General features: G+C 41.4%; 16 protein-coding genes. 13 read left to right on the top strand and 3 right to left on the bottom strand.

What is annotated here, in order from left to right; translation table 11 throughout:
* Position 1: 1 nt before the first annotated feature.
* A complete protein-coding gene (gene proS, locus ACWICE_RS18520) occupies positions 2–1,474 on the bottom strand; it encodes a proline--tRNA ligase (protein ID WP_454298966.1) in 1,473 nt (490 codons plus the stop codon).
* Between the two features lie 179 nt (positions 1,475–1,653).
* Between proS and ACWICE_RS18515 the strand changes: the two genes are divergently transcribed.
* Both ACWICE_RS18515 and ACWICE_RS18510 read left to right on the top strand, forming a co-directional pair.
* Positions 1,654–2,778: a hypothetical protein gene (locus ACWICE_RS18515; RefSeq protein ID WP_454298965.1), complete on the top strand. Its 1,125-nt coding sequence runs from the start codon at positions 1,654–1,656 to the stop codon at positions 2,776–2,778.
* A 144-nt stretch (positions 2,779–2,922) separates the two neighbouring features.
* Positions 2,923–4,479 carry a hypothetical protein gene (locus tag ACWICE_RS18510; RefSeq protein ID WP_454298964.1) on the top strand — a complete coding sequence of 519 codons (1,557 nt, stop codon included), beginning with the start codon at positions 2,923–2,925 and terminating at the stop codon, positions 4,477–4,479.
* A 150-nt stretch (positions 4,480–4,629) separates the two neighbouring features.
* Here ACWICE_RS18510 and ACWICE_RS18505 read toward each other — a convergent pair whose 3' ends face one another.
* On the bottom strand, positions 4,630–5,982 hold the full coding sequence (locus ACWICE_RS18505) for an NfeD family protein (protein WP_313259885.1): 1,353 nt from the start codon (positions 5,980–5,982) through the stop codon (positions 4,630–4,632).
* 34 nt (positions 5,983–6,016) lie between these two features.
* Here ACWICE_RS18505 and ACWICE_RS18500 point away from each other — a divergent pair, with 34 nt between their 5' ends.
* From ACWICE_RS18500 to ACWICE_RS18490, 3 genes are read left to right on the top strand one after another with little or no spacing between them, the layout of a single operon-like run.
* Positions 6,017–6,766: a hypothetical protein gene (locus tag ACWICE_RS18500; protein WP_185210409.1), complete on the top strand. Its 750-nt coding sequence runs from the start codon at positions 6,017–6,019 to the stop codon at positions 6,764–6,766.
* Between the two features lie 9 nt (positions 6,767–6,775).
* The gene (locus ACWICE_RS18495; protein WP_454298963.1) at positions 6,776–7,702 is read left to right on the top strand and encodes a DPBB and LysM peptidoglycan-binding domain-containing protein; all 927 of its coding nucleotides are present in this window, start codon (positions 6,776–6,778) and stop codon (positions 7,700–7,702) included.
* A gap of 13 nt (positions 7,703–7,715) precedes the next feature.
* The gene (locus ACWICE_RS18490; protein WP_454298962.1) at positions 7,716–8,345 is read left to right on the top strand and encodes a uridine kinase family protein; all 630 of its coding nucleotides are present in this window, start codon (positions 7,716–7,718) and stop codon (positions 8,343–8,345) included.
* Positions 8,346–8,567: 222 nt separating this feature from the next.
* Here ACWICE_RS18490 and ACWICE_RS18485 read toward each other — a convergent pair whose 3' ends face one another.
* A complete protein-coding gene (locus ACWICE_RS18485; RefSeq protein ID WP_454298961.1) occupies positions 8,568–9,791 on the bottom strand; it encodes an MFS transporter in 1,224 nt (407 codons plus the stop codon).
* A gap of 92 nt (positions 9,792–9,883) precedes the next feature.
* Here ACWICE_RS18485 and ACWICE_RS18480 point away from each other — a divergent pair, with 92 nt between their 5' ends.
* The 8 genes from ACWICE_RS18480 (at position 9,884) to ACWICE_RS18445 (ending at position 18,774) form a co-directional block, all read left to right on the top strand.
* On the top strand, positions 9,884–10,405 hold the full coding sequence (locus tag ACWICE_RS18480; RefSeq protein ID WP_254529879.1) for a DUF4442 domain-containing protein: 522 nt from the start codon (positions 9,884–9,886) through the stop codon (positions 10,403–10,405).
* Between the two features lie 11 nt (positions 10,406–10,416).
* On the top strand, positions 10,417–10,842 hold the full coding sequence (locus ACWICE_RS18475) for a transposase (RefSeq protein ID WP_185218178.1): 426 nt from the start codon (positions 10,417–10,419) through the stop codon (positions 10,840–10,842).
* Positions 10,843–10,852: 10 nt separating this feature from the next.
* Positions 10,853–11,497, top strand: a complete 645-nt coding sequence (locus ACWICE_RS18470) for an SCO family protein (protein WP_185210413.1) — start codon at positions 10,853–10,855, stop codon at positions 11,495–11,497.
* Positions 11,497–11,922 (top strand): c-type cytochrome, encoded by a 426-nt coding sequence (locus ACWICE_RS18465; RefSeq protein WP_313259893.1) that lies wholly within the window; start codon positions 11,497–11,499, stop codon positions 11,920–11,922. Before ACWICE_RS18470 ends, ACWICE_RS18465 begins: the two co-directional genes overlap by 1 nt.
* Before the next feature lie 537 nt (positions 11,923–12,459).
* Positions 12,460–13,038, top strand: a complete 579-nt coding sequence (locus tag ACWICE_RS18460) for a TetR/AcrR family transcriptional regulator (RefSeq protein WP_185210416.1) — start codon at positions 12,460–12,462, stop codon at positions 13,036–13,038.
* A 5-nt stretch (positions 13,039–13,043) separates the two neighbouring features.
* Positions 13,044–14,375, top strand: coding sequence for a TolC family protein (locus ACWICE_RS18455; RefSeq protein WP_185218179.1), 1,332 nt, complete (start codon positions 13,044–13,046; stop codon positions 14,373–14,375).
* A 45-nt stretch (positions 14,376–14,420) separates the two neighbouring features.
* Positions 14,421–15,575 (top strand): efflux RND transporter periplasmic adaptor subunit, encoded by a 1,155-nt coding sequence (locus ACWICE_RS18450; RefSeq protein WP_185210418.1) that lies wholly within the window; start codon positions 14,421–14,423, stop codon positions 15,573–15,575.
* A gap of 28 nt (positions 15,576–15,603) precedes the next feature.
* Positions 15,604–18,774: an efflux RND transporter permease subunit gene (locus tag ACWICE_RS18445; RefSeq protein WP_185210419.1), complete on the top strand. Its 3,171-nt coding sequence runs from the start codon at positions 15,604–15,606 to the stop codon at positions 18,772–18,774.
* Positions 18,775–19,197 lie beyond the last annotated feature (423 nt).

The raw sequence follows: 19,197 nt of genomic DNA, 5'->3' as shown, positions 1-19,197 counted from the left end.
ATTAATATGCTTTCGCAAATAAAACACGTTGTTTCGAAGGTTTACCTGTAAAGATACATACGCCTTCCTCTTCTTTAGCATCCAAAGGAATACAACGGATCGTTGCTTTGGTCTCTTCCTTCACGCGTTTCTCCGTCTCTACCGTTCCATCCCAGTGCGCAGAAATAAATCCACCTTTTTCTTCTAAAACTTGTTTGAATTCATCATAAGAATTCACCTCAGTGATATGTTCATCACGGAAGGTCAATGCCTTATTATAGATGTTATCTTGGATTTCTCCCAATAAAGCAGCAATACGGTCTGGCAAACCAGCTTGTTGAACCGTTTCTTTGGTTTGCGTATCACGGCGAGCGAGCTCAACAGTACCATTCTGCATATCACGAGAACCTAAAGCCACGCGCAAAGGCACACCTTTCAATTCCCATTCTGCAAATTTGAATCCTGGTCTTTGTGTATCGCGATCATCATATTTCACACGGATATCCAATTGCTTCAAGGCAGCAGTTAATTGATCGACATAGGCATCTAGGTTCGCCTTTTCTTCATCTGTCTTATAGATAGGAACGATGACTACCTGAGTAGGTGCCAATTTCGGAGGCAATACCAACCCTTGGTCATCAGAATGCGCCATAATCAAAGCTCCCATGAGACGAGTGGATACTCCCCATGATGTAGCCCAAACATAATCCAATTTACCTTCTTTGGAAGTAAACTTCACATCAAAAGCTTTTGCAAAATTTTGACCCAAAAAGTGTGATGTCCCTGCTTGCAAAGCTTTACCATCCTGCATCAAGGCTTCAATACATAACGTATCGATCGCTCCGGCAAAACGCTCGTTTTCAGTTTTCCTTCCACGAACCACTGGAACCGCTAAGGTTCCTTCTGCAAATTCAGCATAAACTTCCAGCATTTGCTCTGCCTCCGCAATAGCTTCTTCGCTGGTCGCGTGTGCAGTATGGCCTTCTTGCCATAGGAATTCTGCTGTACGAAGGAATAAACGCGTACGCATTTCCCAACGAACCACGTTTGCCCATTGGTTCACCAGGATTGGAAGGTCACGATAAGATTCGATCCATCCACGATAAGTATTCCAAATAATGGTTTCTGAAGTAGGACGAACGATCAATTCCTCCTCTAATTTAGCATCTTCATCAACGATAATGTTTCCATTACCATCATTCTTCAACCTATAGTGAGTAACAACGGCACATTCAGTGGCAAAGCCTTCAACATGGGATGCTTCCTTAGAAAAGAAAGATTTGGGGATAAATAAGGGGAAATAGGCATTGGAGTGGCCCGTTTCTTTAAATCTTTTGTCAAGAACGGCTTGCATTCTCTCCCAGATTGCATACCCGTATGGTTTGATCACCATACAACCTCTTACTGCAGAGTATTCTGCTAGATCGGCTTTTATTACCAGATCGTTGTACCATTGCGAATAATCTTCGCTACGGCTTGTTATCCCTTTACTCATTCGAAAATTTAAATAGTATTTTAACCTAAAAACATGGGTTTGCGTGTACTTTAACACATAAATAACCAAAGCAAAAAAATAATTTGTAATTTTGATTGGTAGATTAAACCCTGACGATAAAATCGGGTCTAAGATAATAATTAATGACTGTAATATCGAATTTTAACTGTTTTAGAATCATGAAAAACAACAAGATATTTTTGGGAGGGTTAGCCTTAGCTTTCGCAGCTCTGATTAGCTCCTGTTCGACAACAAGCCGGACAGTATACCGTGACGATGTCTATAATAACAGGGACAATGGTACGGTTTATCAAAGCCCAGATTACTACTATACTGATGGCACGGACGAAGAATCCATTGCTCAATCAGATTATTATGCAGATGAATACTCCGATGAGGATTATGTAGAAGGCGGTGTTGAGGATTTAGAATATGCAAACCGCATCAACCGATTCTATTACAATTCTCCAGGAATGATGTACTACGACCCTTGGTTTGACCCATGGTATGGCTATTCTGGTTTCGGCCTTGGCTGGAACTCTGGATTTGGCTGGTCCTTAGGCTTTGGTTGGGGATCTCCATATCTTGGCATGGGCTGGGGTTGGGGAAGTCCTTACTACGGCTACGGATGGGGAAGACCTTATTATGGCTACGGATGGGGTAACTATTGGGGCCCTAACTCCTACTATAATTACTGGGGACACCCTTACTACGGTGGTGGTTACGGAAATGCATACTATGGTGGAAACTACTACGGAAACAGACGCGTAGCATCTGGTAGAAGTTATTCAAATGGATATGCCCCTCGATCAAACAGTGGCCGCGTAACTAGAGATGCAAGCGGAAGATTTGTGAATAGCAGATCAGGTGTATCTTCAGGACGTAGTGGCACAAGATCAAGCGGTACTGTAGGTAGAACTCCTTCTTCTAGATCAGGCTCAAGCAGATCAGAAGGTACAATCAATAGAACTCCATCTTCAAGATCAGGTTCTAGCAGATCTCAAGGTACGATCAACAGAACTCCTTCTTCAAGATCAGGTTCAAGTAGATCCCAAGGTACGATCAATAGAACTCCATCTTCAAGATCAGGTTCTAGTAGGTCTCAAGGTACGATCAACAGAACACCTTCTAGATCTTCAGCTCCAAGCACCAGATCATCAACTCCTCGTTCAAGCGGAAGCTTTGACCGCGGTAGCTCAGGTAGCTCTGGCGGATTCAGCAGAGGAAGCTCTGGTGGTAGCAGCAGAAGCTCTGGTGCTGGCGGTGGCTCTTCTTCTTCAGGAAGAAGCGGAAGCAGACGCTAATTACTACAGATATATGGTATAGCCAATATAAATTTATATTGGCTATACTTTTTTTCGGATACATGTTTTTAATATAACCTCTATCAATCTTTGGCCGCCGTTCCTGAGTGACCTAAGAAAAAAACAAAAGATCAAAATTACACAATGAAAAAAATCTTACTCTCCCTTACCTGTCTTGCCCTCGCATACAACTATTCAAACGTACAAGCCCAATCATTAGTAGACAATTCCTTGTTGATCTCTAGAGACATTACAAATGGAACTGCTCGTTTTAAGGCTATGGGAGGGGTTAATACGGCCTTAGGTGGCGATATCAGTTCTGTATCTGGAAACCCTGCCGGTCTTGGTTTCTTTGGACAGTCCGATGTCTCTCTTTCCGTAAACTATTTGAACAACAATAATAAATCAAACTTTTTCGGCCAATCTACAACTCAAGGTCAAGGTAAGTTCGGACTGGAAAATTTAGGTATTGTCATCCACTACCCTACGCATAATGATCCTGATTATGGCTGGCAAAATTTTAATGTCGGTTTAAGCATAGACAAACAGAATAATTTCAGCGATCACCTGAAATATGCAGGGACTAACAACCAAAACTCTTTGGTTCATTCCTACACGGATATTATGGAGGATGATGATGTATTCGCAAAGGATTTCTGGAATTCATACCTAGTGGAACAAGGTCCTGGTGCTAATGGCAGATACTTCCCTACCGTTTTGGAGGCTGACCCTAAAAACCAACAGATGGATTTAGTGACAACAGGTTATAAATATAACACCAATGTTTCCTTCGGTGCCAACTATGGCAATAAACTATATATCGGTGCAAGGTTCGGATTCATATCTTATAAATATGATTCCAAAGCTACTTTGTTAGAAAAAGGATGGACCAAGACTGCTGCAGAGATCAAGGCTGATAATCCAGATACAGATTTTGCGAACCCGAATGATCCTGCCAATAAATATACCGACATCAGCTATGACTTAACGGATTTCAATGACCTGACCTTAAAAGGTTCAGGCGTTAATTTCGGATTAGGGGCTATTTTCAAACCTACTTGGGATTGGAATATCGGCATCAACATTTCCACTCCTACCTGGACGGAAATCCAAGAAGATAGCAATATTGAAACTATAGTGGATTATTATAAGGACGAAAACACAACCACTTCCTTACACCCTGGCTACGGTTCCAAGAACTATGGTCAATCCTATGACTATGCCGTAGTTTCTCCTTGGAAGACTGCAGTTGGTCTTACCAAGTTCTTTGGAAGGGGCCTGCTTTCTGCCGAAGTGGAATACCTAAACTATTCGTCCATTAAATACCGCGAAATTGTAACCGACCCTGACTATACATTTGAAAGTGAAGTAAACAACAATATCAATGATACCTTCAAAGGTACCTTTAATTTCAAGGTAGGTGGTGAAATCTTGATCACAGATCAATTTGCTGCCCGTGCTGGATTCAACCTGATTGGATCCCCTTACAAAGGTGATACCCAAAGCGACTACATTGCAAGCTTAGGTTTAGGCTATGTCCTTACAAAATCCTTATATGTGGACCTAGCGGCAATGCAATACAAGCAATTCAACTACAACCACAGCCCTTATACATTCTCCTCTTGGAACAGTCCAATTCCAACAGCAGAAGTGAAAAATACACGAACAAACGTAGTCCTGACTTTAGGCGCTAAGTTTTAAAAAATCAAAGCCCGGAATATAATTCCGGGCTTTGATTTTTTAAAAGTATTTAGTAGAAAGTATTAGTATTTAGACCAAGTCCGACAGCTCAACTGAATCCCTCAATGAACCTAATATCTCACTTCTCAAATCTCTAATCTCACTTCTTTTTTACGCTTTACGCTCTGACAACTTCCTTACAAAGAGGTTGTAGTTCTCGTGTTTTTCAACATAGATCTCTTCCCCAACATCGATAAAGCTATCTAAGGATACCGCATCGTACCATACATTGTCAATTTCAATTTTACCGCTAGGGCGAAGGACCGTTTTGGTTACACCTACCTTATTGATCAGGTTTGGTTTAGCAACCGAAGAGGTATATCCTTCTTCCGCTTTTTGCTCATCCTGCAAAACCAGACGTTTGAAGGTTGGAGACTGCAATACATTCTTGCCAAAAAGAACCATTAATACAATGGTCAAAATCATGGCTCCTATTACTATTATAAAGGAATTCATCAATAATCCTGGTTGGGTAAGTTTAAAATCAAAATAATCATTAGCTACCATTGAGAAAGCCAATCCGCATAAAACTAATATAATTCCCGCAATACCAGCGACCCCAAAGCCTGGAATTACAAATATTTCAAGCACGAGGAGTATGACACCTAAGACAAAGATGGCAATCTCCCAGTTATCCGCTAGGCCCTGAAGGTACAACGGAGCAAAGAACAAAGCAGCACAGACCAAGGCAACCACTAAGGCAAATCCAATTCCTGGAGCCTGTAACTCAAAATAGATCCCTCCAATAATTCCCATGATCAGCAAACCACTAACCAAGGGATTGATCAAAAGGGCAATCAAAGAGTCGACCCAAGTAAGCTTATGTTCAGTGACCTCTGGCTTCTCAATATTGAGATCCGAAAAGATATCCACCTGGCTTTTCACTTCTTTTTTGGCCAGCCCAATCTTGACAGCTTCAGAGGCTGTCAGGGTCAATAATGTACCATCTTCTTTAAGCTCAGGAACCGAAATAGCGGGGTCTACAAATGCCTCGGCAACCTTCGGATCCCTCCCTTTGGCTTCAGCGGTTGCCCGCATCAGGCCACGCATATAGGATTGGTATTTTTCCGGAAGGACTTCGCCCTGTTGATTCACCACCGATGCGGCGCCTAGGCTTGCACCCGAGTGCATGTAAATATAATCCGCTGCTAATGAGATCAATGCTCCTGCAGAAGCAGCATTATTGTTAACATATACAATAGTTTTGAACTGATTTTCGTTTAATAGGCTAGAACGAATAGAATCGGCAAAATTCAAAGCACCACCAAACGTATTAAGATCGATCAATAAATACGCTGATTTGTTCAATTTGGCTTGCTTTATCGCATTTTTCACGGTACGCCATGCATTGGGACCAATATCTTCCTTGATTGGCACAGAATAAACCGTCTGTGCATTAGATTGAAAGAAACTCACAAAGCAAATGACGAGAATACCTAAAATGTATTTTGTAAATTTGTTCATAATAGTGTTTTTTACCGAATTTGCTTGTCATCGGATGACTAAATATACGATAAATAAAATTTTCGAGAAAGCATTCCCTACGAATATCTGGAAAATAGAGATTGACTCCGTAAAGCCCTATGTAGCTATAGAAACTAGGGATGTGGAGACTACTCTGGCTTCTTTCTTTGTGTTCGATTTCGAAGGAAATTGCCTCATGTCACCATGCCAAGCGGATGGAAAGGAATGGACACTGGATTCCATCCAAAATGGCTATTTGATCCTTAAGCGGATCGGTGAACAGACACCGGTGCAAGAAGGGATACAGATCATCCAGATCCATAACAATGAAATTATCTTCAGCAGCTATGAGTTTGTCTTACTCGATGTTTTCAAAGATTACATCCATGCAAGACACCGTAGCATCTCCTCTGGAGAAAGCATTGCCATCAATATCAAGAATGGAGAATACAGCTCCGCAAACGACATTCAGTTTGATATGGCATGCAACAAAGTACAGTACCCAGTCACGTATCAACAGACCCCACGATTTCTAAAAAATGAGCATAACATCGGTCCCCTTTGGTTGAGCAAGTGCGGACACCATTTCCTTTGGTGTTACCACAAGCAGAAAAATGACCATTTCGACCTTTGTTTGGCAACAAGTAATTTAAACCAGATACTAGATCAACAAGTCATACTTCATGACATGGAGAAAATGATTCCCCAACCCTATTTCCAATTAGGAAGTCAAGTCTTCTTTATGTCCTTTAACAAGAGAGAAATTGTTTCATATTTAGTATAATTGCATTCAATGATGAAAGAACGATTATTTAAAAAGTCTTACAAAAAGACTATTATTATATTTTCTGCTGCTTTTTTATTCGCTGGAATCTCTCTGGCACAGGCTCAATCCAGCAATCCTAGTCAAAAGAAAACAGTAGTAAACGGAAAAACTTTTATAGAACATAGTGTCACTGCAAAGGATACCTATTATCAACTGAGCAGGATTTACGGCATTCCCGTGAAGGATATCATGAATGCCAACAATAAAAAGAATTTACGCGTGGGTGATGCCGTCTATATCCCTTTTAAGGAGGAAGAAAAAAAACAGGACAATAAACCGGCGGTTGTTCAGAACGAACCCATCAATAGGGATTCAAAGCCTTTGGGAGATCCCAATGGAGAAACCATTCAGGCTAAGATTTTAACCGATTATAAGGTTGGATCCAATGAAACCCTATATTCAATCGCCAAGCGTTTTTCAACCACAGTAGACAACATTAAAAAGCTGAACAGCCTGGATTCAGACACCGTTCGCGAAGGTCAGACCTTAAAGATTCCAGATGGCAATGTGGTCGTAATCCAGAAAGAAACCGCACCAGCGGCCATCAACCTCCCTATCCCTGAAAACATTTCCAAGGAAGAGATCGAATTCGAAACTAATCGCTACGGAATCCGCGAGAAAAAAGAAAAAGGAATAGGCATCTGGATGGAAAACCTGGAGTCCGGTGGCCGCAGTAACCTGGCTTTGCACCGTACAGCGCCAGTAGGTACAATTCTAAAAATTACAAACCCATTGACAAAAAGTGTTACCTTTGCGAAAGTTGTAGGAAAATTCTCCGATACTGCAGAAAGCAGAGATGCTATTGTTATTCTTTCCAAATCCGCAGCATCTTATATTGGAGCACTTGATAAACGATTCCTTATTGAAATTGCCTACGGCGCACCAGTAAATTAGTGCAAGTTAAAAAATGGACAAACCCTATGTAATTGGAATCGCTGGAAGCAGCGGTTCAGGAAAAACTTTCTTTTTAAAAAGCTTTTTAAATCATTTTTCGCAAGAAGAAGTCACCTTGATCTCTCAAGATGATTACTATATCCCTGCCAATACCAAAACAAAAGAAGAAAATAGGCTCTATAATTTTGACTTGCCGACTTCTATCAACCGCGATTCGTTCTACCAGCACATCAAGGAACTCTTTGAAGGAAATACGGTATTCCAAAAAGAATACACCTTCAACAATCCTGATCTAGAACCCAAGATGTTGGAAATCAAACCTGCCCCTATCCTAGTGGTTGAAGGCCTGTTTATTTTCCATTATGAGGAAATTAATGAACTGCTGGACTATAGGATCTTTTTGGATGCCGATGAACCTATTGCATTAGAAAGACGATTGAGACGTGACCTTGTAGAACGTGGCTACGACCATGACGATGTTATGTATAAATGGATCAACCATGTGGTCCCTTCATACAACCAATATCTTCTCCCTCACCGTGAAGAATGTGACCTAATTATCCATAACAATGTGGATGACCCACTTGTCATTCAAACATTCACCAACGATATTGCAATCGAACTCAGAAAAAGAATTGGATAATTATTTTTAATTAATCTAAATTAGCTATCTTTGCATCATGTACGAGACCATGATCAAGCTGCATATTTTAGAAAACAACCCTTTTGAAGACCAGAAGGGTCACTCTCCTTTTAACTCCAATGGAGAACAGGTTTTTAAAAAATGTTGTAAGAAATATAAAAAGGGCAAAAGATGCAAAAAATGCCCAGGTAGATCTGAATAAAAACAAGCTATTCTTCCTCCCTATTCTTCCACATAGTCAAGATCTTTATCAAAGCTCTCCTTTAAGCGCGTAAGGGCAAAAATAGCGATCAATGACAGCAAGACGATCATGATCATGGCCGCAGCGATAATACCCACCCAATTTACCAATACCCCATACATCAATGTCGAAGGAATCAATGCTCCTCGCACAAAGTTAGGCGCTGTAGTGGTAACCGTCGAACGTATATTGGTTCCGAACTGCTCTGCTGCAATGGTGATAAAGGTTGCCCAATAACCCACGCCCAGCCCCATCAAAAAGGCCAACCACATAAACTCCTGTTCTGAAATCCCTTGCCGGGTCAAGTAGATACAAGAAAATAAAAGGATCAAGATTTGATAGATAAAAACCACCTTACGCCTCGATTTAAAGATCTGCGCTAACCAGCCGGCAAGAAAATCACCTAAAGAAATCCCCAGATAAGTAAACATCACTCCTTTCCCCGCACTCAGGGTCGTCTGCGCATTCAAAGCCTGCCCAATTTCAGGTGCCTGTGTGACCAGGACTCCCACCACAAACCAAATCGGCAATCCGATGCACAAACAATACAGGTACCTTCTAAATCGATCCCCATTGTTAAACAGCATCGATATCTTGCCCTTCTGTACCGACTTATTCTCCAAGGAGGAAAACATGCCCGATTCCAAAACCCCCACACGCATAAATAACAATAGGATCCCCATGCCGCCACCAACAAAATAAGCGGTCCTCCAACTGAACCATTCGGAGATAAAGTAGGCCAAAATCGCCCCTAAGACCCCTACTCCAGCCACGATCATGGTACCATAGCCGCGCTTCTTTCGGTGCATGCTTTCAGAAACCAAGGTGATTCCGGCCCCTAATTCACCCGCTAATCCAATACCAGCAACAAACCTGATTATTCCATAGGTCGTGACATCATGGACAAAACCGTTGGCAATATTGGCAATGGAATATAGCAGGATGGAACCGAACAGGACCTTCAGTCTTCCATATTTATCACCCAACACGCCCCATATCACACCCCCGATCAGTAAACCTCCCATCTGCATATTGAGAACAAATTCACCCTTGCTGCGCATCTGATCTGCTGGCACCCCGATATCACTGAAAGACTGTATACGGACGATAGAGAAAATAATGAGGTCGTAGATATCAACAAAGTAGCCCAATGCGGCCACAAAAATCAATATCCATACGTTCTTGTTAGGTTTTTGAGCGTCCATAATCCAGGAATATTTATTGAATATAAGGCAGACTTTCTTTTATTACAATAGAACGATGTTTTTTGTTAGAAATTAACTGTATTTTTATCGCCATGAAAGTATCTCCAAATACTTTAAAGTGGGGCCTAAGATTGTACCCACCTTTCTTTTTCCAACGCATCTGGGTGCGCAGGATTCTGGACAATTTCTTAGGGGCAGATGTCAAGATCAACAGAAGCATTCTCAACATCAATTCCAATAGAACCATATTTGGAGGGACTATCTTTTCCGCTATCGACCCTTTCTACCCGATCCTTTTGGACCAATATTTCAAACATCAGGGAATAATGCGAACTGTGGCTTGGTTAAAAACAGCCCATATCGACTATATCAAGCCCGGAAGGTTTGACTTGGAGGTAAACATCCGCCTTAATCAGCAAATCTTGGATGAAACCCTGCAAACCATTAAAAAGGAAGGAAAAGTGGTCAGAACCTTTCAGACCCAAGTCTTTGACAAACACGGAACCTTATGTGCCGTCGCTCATAATGAAATCTATATCCGTGACCTGGACTTTAACTTCGAATCTTTAAATCCTGCTCCTACTCAAATTGAGAAATCGAGTATAGAACTATAATTTAATTAATCATGAAAAAATTAATCTTATTAAGTGCAGCATTTTCCATTGCATTTGCTTCTTGTCAAAACAAACAGGTTGAAAACAAGGATCAAAAACTTTCTGAACAGGCAATTGCTATCCATGATGAAATCATGCCTCAAATATCACAGTTTGATAAAACGACCATTAAGATCGACTCTATCATCAGCAACCTGGCAACGATCAAGGCAACTAAGGCCGACTTGGATACCGCAAAAACTCGTGTTGACCTGACAAACCTGAAAGATAGCATCGAGAATGCAACAGACCATATGATGACCTGGATGAAGGATTATGATGCAATGAACGAAGATGAAGCCTATCAACAAAAAGAGGTTGACAAAATCAGCGCAATGAAAAATCAATTCGATCGCGTTTCAGAACAAATCAAAACTTCATTAGCAGCATTCAATTAATAAAAACAAAATGAAAAAGTACTTAGGCGGAGCGTTTGCCGCATGTATGGCCAGTATTGTATTATTCTCCTGTGGACCCACGGAAAGAAAACTGCCTATCTATGGTGAACGTAGTCCAGTTGAAAAAGAAGTCGATGGCAAAAAGGTCGTTGACACCATTTATCATACCATCCCTAATTTCTCTTTCCTAAACCAGGATAGCACAAACTTGACCCAAGATTTTTTCAAGGACAAGATCTATGTGGCCAATTTCTTCTTTACCCACTGTCCAAGTATTTGCCCTACCATGCAACGTAACTTGCTGAAGGCATACGAAAAATACAAAGGCAATGACAAGATCGCTTTCCTTTCCCACAGCATCGACTTCAAATATGACCAACCATCTGTTCTGAAGGATTATGCTACTAAACTGGGAGTCGATAATGATCAATGGCAATTTGTGACCGGAAGCAAAGCTGATATTTACGGCATATCCGAAAAATACATGGTCTTCACCAAAGAAGATCCCAATGCTCCAGGAGGCTATGACCATCAAGGGTATCTAGTGATCATTGATCCTGAGAAAAGAATCCGTGGCGCTTATGATGGCACCAACGATGAACAAGTAAAACAACTATTGGAAGATCTTGATGTCATATTAGCAGAATACAAATAATGATAGCTCGATACTTCATAGGTTCTATTGCACTCGTTTCCATGCTTTATTTTCTGTTTTCCTGCAATACAGATCTAAGTGTGGAAACGATGCAATATGCTACCAACGGACAGAAAATTTATGTCAAGCATTGCCAAAATTGCCATGGCGCCAATGGAGAAGGACTGGGCAAACTATACCCTCCCCTTACCGACGCCCAGTTCCTGAACGAGAACAGAAGCAAATTGGCCTGCATCGTCAAAAACGGCATGTCCGGTGAAATCAAAGTCAACAATACCTTATACAATCAACAGATGCCAGGAGTACCCGAACTCTCTGCTGTCGATATCGCCTATGTCCTCACCTATGTCACCACCTATTTCGGCGATAGCAAAACCCATTTCAAAAAAGAAGAAATCGAAGAGTTTTTGCGCAATTGTGAATGAGAGACAATAGACAATAGACATAAGACACTAGACCTTTCTGAAGGAAAGCAAATAAGTCATTAAGAAAAAAAACAAGCTAATTGTTGGAAAGTCGGCATTACTGTCGGGGGCACATTCCAGCGCCATATTGTAAAGATGGTGTTGGTCTATCCTCTTATCCAATAAATTCCAATTAATCCTAGTTCTAATCCCAGATCTTGGTCTATCCTCTCATCCTTTCCATCCTGGTTCAAACCCAGATCTTGGTCTATCCTCTTATCCCTTCCATCCTGGTTCAAAACCAACCCTACCCATTCATCCTCAGCACTTTACACAAACCCCTGAAAAAAGAAAAAGGTTTTCAAACGGGGAGAATGAAAACCTTTAATAACCAATTATAAACCTAAATTATGATACTACAAAGGTAAGTGTAAAAAATACACACGTCAAGGGGAAATTGAATATTTAACAATTTCTTAACATAGCATCCGATTTAATCGCATTTATAACGAATACGTGACACAATTGCCTCAAAAAAAAGCCTACATTTGCAACCGAATGAACATTCAATTGACAGAAAAGAAAGAGCAGATCTTCTTTAGCACACTAAAACTAATTAATACTCATGGGTTTCACGGATCTCCAATGAGCAAGATTGCTAAAGATGCAGACGTAGCAGTAGGCTCGATCTATCATTATTTCCCTTCCAAAGAGGATTTAATCTTAGAATTATACTGGTATTGTAAAGAAAAATTGAACAATCAGGTTTTTTCAGCCATAGATCCTACCTTGGCGTACGAAAAAAAATTCAAGCAAATCTGGAGAAACCTCGTGTTGTACTATCTGGACAACCTAGACCATTTCGGGTTTTTGGAACAATTCTATGGATCCCCTTTCTATGAAGGTATCCGTAAAAACATCTTCCAACAAAAGTCCGAAAGAAACGTTTTGCTTCATTTTTTAGATGAAGGGGTCCGCTTAAAACATTTGAAAGATTTAAATGTTCGACTATTAATATCTGCCTACTTGGGCGTAGCTATCTCCCTGGTTAGGGGCTGCTTATACGAAAAATCAAAACCTACTGATCAAGAAATTGAAACCATGGTAGACATCATTTGGAACGGGGTTAAAAAATAATATATATGAATTTTAGAATTAAGGACTTATTAGTTTATCTTTCCTTTACTGCGATCTCTGTAGGATCAGTATTTGCCCAAACGACAAATAACCTGAACAGTAATGCCACCTTGGACGAATTGATCCAATATGCATTGGAAAACAAAATCGAAATCAGACAGGCACAGATCGACCAGGAAATCGGCGAACGCGAAATCGCTTCAGCCCTTTCGGGTTGGTTCCCGCAAATCAATGCCAACGGTAGCCTCACCCACTTTACGCAATTGCCAACCGCCAATATCAACGGCCAGAACATTGCAATGGGACAGAGCAATACCTCCGCATTGACCTTTCAAGCAGATCAAGCAATCATTAACCCAGGCTTGTTCCAAGCTTCTAAGGCTGCCAAATTCATCAGACAACAAAATGACCTTAGCGTTGAAGACACTAAAATCAATACCGTAGTCGATGTCAGCAAAGCTTATTACGATATCTTAACAAGCGAAGAACAGATCAACATCATCCAGGAAAACATCGCACGCCTGAACCGCCAGTACACGGAGGCCAATGCACGTTATGAAACTGGATTGGTCGATAAAACAGATTATAAAAGAGCCCAGATTTCTTTGAACAACGCTAAAGCTGAATTAAAATCTGCATTGGAGTTTAGAAAATATAAATATGATTATCTAAAGACCTTGTTGGGCATGAACCCAACAAACGGTTTGACGCTATCATTCGAGAACCAAAACATGGAATCCAATGTCCTGATGGATACCACAGATGTCCTGAACTATAACAACCGCGTTGAATTGAGACAATTGCAGACCATGAAGGACATCCAAAAACTGAACACACAGTATCAAAAATGGCAATTCCTTCCTAAGTTAGGAGCATTTGCAAACTACGGTCTTAACTATAGAAACAATTCATTCGCAGACCTGTATGGCGACAACTTTCCACAGTCCAGCTTTGGCCTGAGCCTATCCTTCCCTATTTTCCAAGGAGGAAAACGCGTTCAAGAAATCCGAAAATCAGAGTTGTTGGAATCTAGAATTGATATGGACATTGAAAACCTAGAAAACCAGATCGGTGCTCAATATTCCGCTGCCATGGCTAACTACCGTGCCAATATCAATGAATGGAGAAATGCAAAAGAAAACGTAGAGCTTTCAGAAGAAGTATACGCTACGATCAAATTACAATATGATGCAGGGGTAAAGACCTATCTAGAGCTGATGACTGCGGAAACAGACTTGAAAACAAGCCAATTGAATTACTTGAACTCGCTGTATGCCGTACTGTCAAGCAAACTAGATATTCAAAAAGCATTGGGAACAATCAATTTTGCAAATTAATACAACAACATCCACAATACAATTCACATAAGAAACTACGAAAACATGAATACAACTCGTTTATTTTCAACAATACTTTTAGGCTCTGGACTGTTCTTTACAGCTTGTGGCAACAAAGAGGGATCAAAACAACAAGGTCCTGGGCAGATGCAAGCGCAAGCCATGCCTGTTACCATGGCTGTTGTACAACATGAAATCGTTTCAGGACAGCATAGCTATCCAGCGAACGTTGTTCCATTACAAGAAACTGAAATTAGAGCAGAAGTCTCTGGCTATATCACCAATATCAGCGTTGCTGATGGTGCCCATGTCAGCAAAGGACAGAAACTATATGATATCGACCGCGTTCGTTATGCAGCTGCAGTCGACCAAGCCAAAGCAAATCTGGAAATCGCTAGAGCTAACCTAGCTCGTGTTGAAAAAGACTTGCAACGCTATCAGACCCTAGCAGATAAAGATGCGATCGCTAAACAAACATTGGATTATGCATTCACTGATGTCAATAATCAAAAAGCACAGGTTCAAGCTGCCGAAGCTGCTTTAACTACTGCTAGAGTTAACTTGCAACGTTCTAGCATCGTCGCACCTTTCTCAGGTACCATTGGTATCTCCCAAGTGCGTAATGGCGCTTTAGTATCAGCCGGAACAACCTTATTGAACACCATCAGTTCAACAAACCCAATTGCTGTAGAATTCCAGATCAATGAAAAAGAGATCATGGAGTTCAGTAACCTTCAATCAGGTAAATCAAGTACCCAGATCAACCTGACATTGCCAGATGCAAGTACTTATGGTTCTCATGGTAGAATCTCAACAATTGACCGTGCAGTGGATCCTCAAACAGGTACTTTAAAGGTTAGAGCTACTTTCGACAATCCCAACAATACTTTACGTGCAGGTATGAACTTGAACTTGAATGTGGTAAGTACTTCAAAAGAAGAAGCTGTGGTAATTCCTTACCGTGCCATCTTTGAGCAGTTAGGTTCATTCTCTGTTTATACGGTAACCGACAGTAGTACTGTGGACTTGAAACAAGTAACATTAGGACAAAAATTAGGCGACCGTGTCGTGATTACAAAAGGTATCAATCCTGGAGAGAAGATCGTCGTTGATGGGGTAACCTCATTGAAACCAGGCGCAAAGGTTGTGGACAAAGCCACAATGGCTCCTCAACAACCTCAAGCTCAACCGAAAAAATAAGTGCTGTTCCACAAAATATAATTAACGAATGATCTCAGAAGTATTTATAAAAAGGCCGGTAACGGCGATGGTGGTATCCATTTTGATTTCGATCATTGGGGTTATCGCGATCACAACCTTACCTATCAGTCAATATCCCAATATTGCGCCCCCTACTGTATCGGTTTCAGCAACCTATACAGGTGCGGATGCACAAACAGTAGAAAAAACAGTAACGACACCTATCGAGAGTCAGATCAACGGTACTCCCGGAATGATCTATATGAGTTCCAACTCAACCTCCGATGGTGGTTCCCGTATCACGGTAACTTTTGAAGTAGGTACCGATATCGATATCGCAACCCTGGACGTACAGAACCGTGTGAGTATCGCAGAACCCGTATTACCAGAGGCTGTACGCCGTTTAGGGGTAACCACGCGTAAGGTTAATACCGATATCTTGATGATGGTTTCCTTGGTATCCCCAGATGGTAGCCGCGATATCAACTTCCTATCCAACTACATCAACCTTTACCTGAAAGACGCCTTATTGCGTGTCCCTGGTGTGGGTGATGTGCAAGCTTTCGGTCAACCATTCGCCATGCGTGTATGGTTAGATGCCAATAAACTTGCTAACATCGGTATGTCTCCAGCAGATGTCAATACAGCTATCCAAGAACAGAACTCCCGTATGCCGGGTGGTTCGGTAGGTGCCCGTCCTCAGGAAAACATGCAGGTATTTGAATACCCAATCGTAATGGACTCCGATTTGGAGGAAGTGGACCAATTTGAAAACATCGTAGTAAAAACAAATGCAGATGGTTCCATCGTGCTTTTGAAAGATATAGCTAGAGTAGAACTAGGACAATTTAACTACGGTATTACCAACAAGGTAAATGGAAATACAGCATCGGGTATGATGATTTCCCAAACCCCTGGTGGTAATGCGGTGGAAACTGCCGATGGTATCTATAAGACCTTGGAGGAATTGAAGAAGTCATTCCCTACAGGTGTTGATTATGTTGTAGGTTATGAAACTGTATCGGTGGTAAACGCTTCCATCAGTTCCGTAATCCATACCCTAATCGAAGCCATGATCTTGGTAACCTTAGTGGTATTCTTCTTCCTACAAAGTTGGAGAGCAACCTTGATCCCATTATTGGCGATTCCAGTATCCATTGTGGGTACATTTATCTTCTTTACCTTATTTGGCTTCTCGATCAACAACTTAACGATGTTGGCATTCGTACTCGCCATCGGTATCGTAGTGGATGATGCCATCGTAGTGGTGGAGGCCGTCCAGCATTATATCGACCATTATAAGATGGATGCGAAAGAAGCGACCATGCGTGCCATGAAGGATATTACAGCGCCCGTTATTGCCATTGCCCTGATCTTGGCAGCGGTGTTCGTTCCGGTAGGATTTATCCCAGGGATGGTTGGTAAACTGTACCAACAGTTTGCGATTACCATTGCTGTATCCGTAATGCTTTCGGCATTTATTGCACTTTCCCTGACGCCTGCCTTATGTTCGATCATGTTGAAACCTTCGGCAACAACAAAGGACTCCAAGGGTTTGAACAAATTCTTCTATAAATTCAACGTTTGGTTCGACAAGGTGACCTACCGCTATTCCAAAGGTGTTAAAAAAGCGATTAAGTCAGCTCCACTGGTATTGATTATCTTGGTCTGTATCTTCGTAGGAACCGGATGGATGTTTACCGCTAAGAAAGCCGGTTTTATCCCTAATGAGGATGGTGGTATCTTCTTTATGGGAGTCAGCTTACCAGAAGGGGCATCCAGTGCACGAACCGAAGAAGTCTTGACGGAATTGACGAACGATCTTCGTAAGGAATTCCCAGAAATCAACTATGTGACTTCCATCAACGGTATGAACTTATTGAACCGTTCTGCAAAACCAAACGGTGCATCCCTTTTCGTATCCTTAAAACCATGGGATGAAAGACAGAAAACCGTATCTGATATCACAGGTGCCATCATGGGTAAATATCGAGGCTATTCGAAGGCTACTGTAATTGCTGCAACTCCGCCGCCAATCCCTGGTTTGGGTACCGCGGGTGGTTTCACCATGGAGATCCAGGATAGACAGACCGTCGATATCAAAGATTTCGAAGCAATGGTTGGCCGATTCTTGGCTGCTGCAAACCAACGCCCTGAAATTGGAATGGCCTATACCCTTTTCAACAGTAATTCACCGAACTACAAATTACAGGTAGACCGTGAAATGGCTAAACGTATGGGTGTTCCCGTTTCCAATATCTATAGCACTATATCTTCTTACTTAGGTAGTAGCTATGTGAATGACTTTACCAAATACGGCCGTAACTTCCGTGTAGTAACACAGGCAGATACCAGCTACCGTATGCATATCGAAGACATCAATAAATTATATGTGAAAAACGTTCAGGGTCAACCAGTGCCTATCTCAAACTTAGTGCGATATGAACTGACAACAAACCCTTCGATCGTCAACCACTTTAACATTTTCCGTTCGATCCAGATTTCTGGAGAGGCTGGTCCAGGTTACTCATCCGGTGATGCCATCCGCGCATTGGAGGAAGTAGCTGCTCAGACCCTTTCCGATGGATATTCGTATGAATTCTCAGGACTATCCCTGCAAGAGAAACAGTCGGGTAGCAAAACCATCCAGATCTTTGCACTCTGTATCCTCTTCGTGTTCTTGTTATTGGCTTCATTATATGAAAGTTGGTCGGTACCATTCTCCATCCTGTTATCTGTACCTCTAGGTATATTCGGAGCGATCTTGGCATTGACCTTATTACCTAACTTGGACAATAACATCTATGCACAGATTGGTTTGGTAACCATTATCGGTTTGGCGGCCAAGAACGCGATCTTGATCGTGGAATTTGCCAAGGAACGGGTGGATATCGGAATGAACCTGGTTGAAGCAACGCTAGACGCTGTCAAACTTCGTCTGCGTCCGATCATCATGACCTCATTGGCATTTATCTTAGGTATTATCCCATTGATGTTGTCTACAGGTGCAGGTGCTGTATCAAGACAGACTATCGGTTGGACCGTATTCGGGGGTATGACCGCAGCAACTTTCCTTGCCATCTTTATCGTACCGGTGCTTTTCGTAGTGATTACACGAATGGCTTATGGTAAAAAGAAATTAGCAGAATTGGAAGCTAGTTTCGATGAGGAGAAAAAGAAAAGCCTAAGTGCGCACTAATTTAGTTTAACTCCATATTTTTAAAAGGCTCGTTCAGCAATGAACGAGCCTTTTTTGTTTGATATCTTCCCAAGATTTTAGGCATATGCCATCCGACACATAGGACGTACTAGACTAGATGAGGGGAAGAAAGTTAAAAAAATAATGAAAGTTTTTGGCAAGAACCTTCGGGATTCCTTTTACTCTCATTCGAGGCATATTCGGAATTTTCAATATATGCCTCGAATAAGGTCCGATTGAAGTCCAATGGATCTTAAAAATTTTTAATTTTTGATTTCAACAAAAATGGAATCGGAAAATTCATTGTGAAGTGCGATGCTTTAAATCTATACAATTTCTAAGGAAGAAGCGAGTTTTCCATGTTAAGGAATTTTGAATACGTAGAAGGGGCTGTTTGTATGGTTGTTGGTTTTGAACCAGGAT

The organism is Sphingobacterium sp. NPDC055346, from assembly GCF_053645235.1.
This window is presented reverse-complemented; position numbering and strand designations above follow the sequence as displayed.